The organism is Microcystis sp. M49636_WE2, assembly GCF_030065375.1.
GTDB lineage: Bacteria > Cyanobacteriota > Cyanobacteriia > Cyanobacteriales > Microcystaceae > Microcystis > Microcystis aeruginosa_C.
Map to the genome: position 1 here is coordinate 1 of NZ_JASJFG010000033.1, position 2492 is coordinate 2492.

Here is a 2492-nt window from a genome sequence, read left to right on the forward strand (position 1 = left end):
AAATTCTGAAAAGCGACTCTAATCGAAGTTTCCTTGCGACTGCCGCCATATTGGACAATCTTCTCAACTTCCGCCTGATACTGGCTGATTAATAATCTAGACATGGGCTTAGAGGAGGTAAATTAAGTAGTTATAATCAAATAGAAGATAGATTTTGGACTCTCTTATTCTTGGTGTGATCAGTTTAACCCATATAGGAGCGATCGATCTTTGTGTCCTCTGTGTCTCTGTGGTTTTTTCCACTCCCTCGCCAGCAGGACTATATCCTAGAATACATTTTACCCAGCAAACCCAAGAGAGTCGATTGTGCCTCTCCCCTTGATTGTCTTTAATCGGGATGACAGGATTCGAACCTGCGGCCCCTTCGTCCCGAACGAAGTGCGCTACCAAGCTGCGCTACATCCCGAAAGTTTTTAGCTAAATCATCATAGCATATTCTGCCTTGAGTGGGTCGAGACTTGCTAGGATATTACAGATATAGGCAAAAATTATCGGAGTAGTTCAGGCGTGACGGTAAAACCAGAGTGGTTACGGGTAAAAGCACCGCAATGGCAGCGAGTCGGCAGTGTTAAGGAAGTTTTACGCGATTTAGGCTTAAATACCGTTTGTGAGGAGGCTTCCTGTCCCAATATCGGCGAATGTTTCCACGCGGGGACGGCTACCTTTTTAATTATGGGTCCTGCTTGCACTCGCGCCTGTCCTTACTGTGATATAGATTTTGAGAAAAAACCCCAACCTTTAGACTCCACGGAACCCCTGCGACTAGCGGCAGCCGTGCAACGTCTTGATCTTAATCATGTAGTGATCACTTCTGTCAATCGCGATGATTTGGCTGATGGGGGTGCTAGTCAATTTGTCCGTTGTATCGAGGAAATTCGCCGCATTTCCCCAAAAACCACCATCGAAGTGCTGATTCCCGATCTTTGCGGCAATTGGCAGGCTTTAGCTTTAATTCTTGCCGCTAAACCTGAAGTTTTAAACCACAATACCGAAACTGTTCCCCGTCTCTACCGTCGTGTGCGTCCCCAGGGTGATTACCAGCGTTCTCTAGAATTATTGCAGCGCGCTCGCGCCATTGTTCCCGCTACCTACACAAAATCGGGCATTATGGTGGGATTGGGGGAAACCGACGAGGAAGTGCGGCAAGTGATGGGCGATTTACGGGCCGTTGATTGTGATATTCTCACCATCGGGCAGTATCTGCAACCATCGCCAAAACATCTCGGTGTACAGGAATTTATCACCCCCGAACAGTTCCACGCTTGGCGCGAATACGGTGAGTCTCTGGGATTTTTACAAATTGTTGCGAGTCCCTTGACAAGAAGCTCTTATCATGCTGAACAAGTCAGGGCTTTAATGAATTTGTACCCGCGAGAGTCTTGAGATGGGGCAGCAATTGCTGAAAAGCTCGTCCTCGATGGCTAATTTTTCTTTTTAATTCGGGAGACATTTCCGCAAAGGTTAAAGCGTATTCGGGAACATAAAAAATCGGATCGTAACCAAAACCACCTTCACCCCTAGGACTGGTTAAAATTTCTCCCGTACAGATTCCTGTGGCGCTCAAGGCAATCTCACCATCGGGACGGGCGATCGCAATTACACAGACAAAACGGGCCGAGCGATCCTGATTATCTCCTAATTCTCTGACGAGGCGATCGATTCTTTCTCGATCATTTTCACCGTAGCGGGCCGAGTAAATCCCTGGGGCATTTCCTAACCCGGTTACTTCCAATCCCGAATCATCAGCGATCGACCATTCTCCCAATGTTAGGGCAATTTGAGCAGCTTTTAAATAAGCATTTTCAGCAAAAGTCGCCCCTGTTTCCTCTATCTCTAAATCATCGGGTTTTAACTGCAATTCTAGGTCAATATCAGTTAAGTATTCCCCTATCTCTGCTAATTTACCCGGGTTACTCGTGGCTAGAATTAATTTTTTCATCGAAAATAATCGGTTTGAAACCCCGGCCTTTTAGGGCGGCTTGACGTTGAGAATATTTCACTATACACTAAAGCTACAGTAAAAACTTTTAACTCCCTGACTGCTTTGGATCGGACGGACATTTCCCCCTGATTATTGCGAGGATTAAAGTTAAGCATGGGTTCCTTAAAATTCCCATTGACTGAAAGACTCAAAGACAAACATATCAAGGAAGTACAAATAAGTGGGTGGGTGGAATTAAATATAGATGAACGTAGGTTGGGTTGAAGCATGAAACCCAACGCCTGCTCATGTTACGCTACCGCTAACCCATCCTACAAATAATTGTGCCTCCCTACTTACATCCAAAATACTCGGCTCGCTGGTTTGACAGCAATTGTCTTTATGAAGATGAAAAAATAGAAACATCTCTTGACTCCGAAAAAGCGATAGCTATGTTGTTAAGGAAGGCAGTAGTCAGGAGATTATTTTATTTATTCCCCCCACTTCCTAATTCCTAATTCCCACACCCCACACCCTACACCCCACACCCTACACCCTACACCCCACACCC

2 protein-coding genes and 1 tRNA gene are annotated in these 2492 nt (G+C 45.7%); 1 reads left to right on the forward strand and 2 read right to left on the reverse strand.

The window, feature by feature from the left end:
• Window positions 1–332: 332 nt before the first annotated feature.
• Window positions 333–406, reverse strand: a tRNA-Pro gene (locus tag PX484_RS00645).
• A gap of 71 nt (window positions 407–477) precedes the next feature.
• Between PX484_RS00645 and lipA the strand changes: the two genes are divergently transcribed.
• Complete coding sequence (gene lipA / locus PX484_RS00650) at window positions 478–1383, forward strand: lipoyl synthase (protein ID WP_288102655.1); 906 nt, start codon at window positions 478–480, stop codon at window positions 1381–1383.
• Here the strand turns inward: lipA and rdgB are convergent.
• A complete protein-coding gene (gene rdgB, locus PX484_RS00655) occupies window positions 1346–1939 on the reverse strand; it encodes an RdgB/HAM1 family non-canonical purine NTP pyrophosphatase (RefSeq protein ID WP_288031580.1) in 594 nt (197 codons plus the stop codon). The genes lipA and rdgB overlap by 38 nt on opposite strands.
• Window positions 1940–2492: the final 553 nt, after the last annotated feature.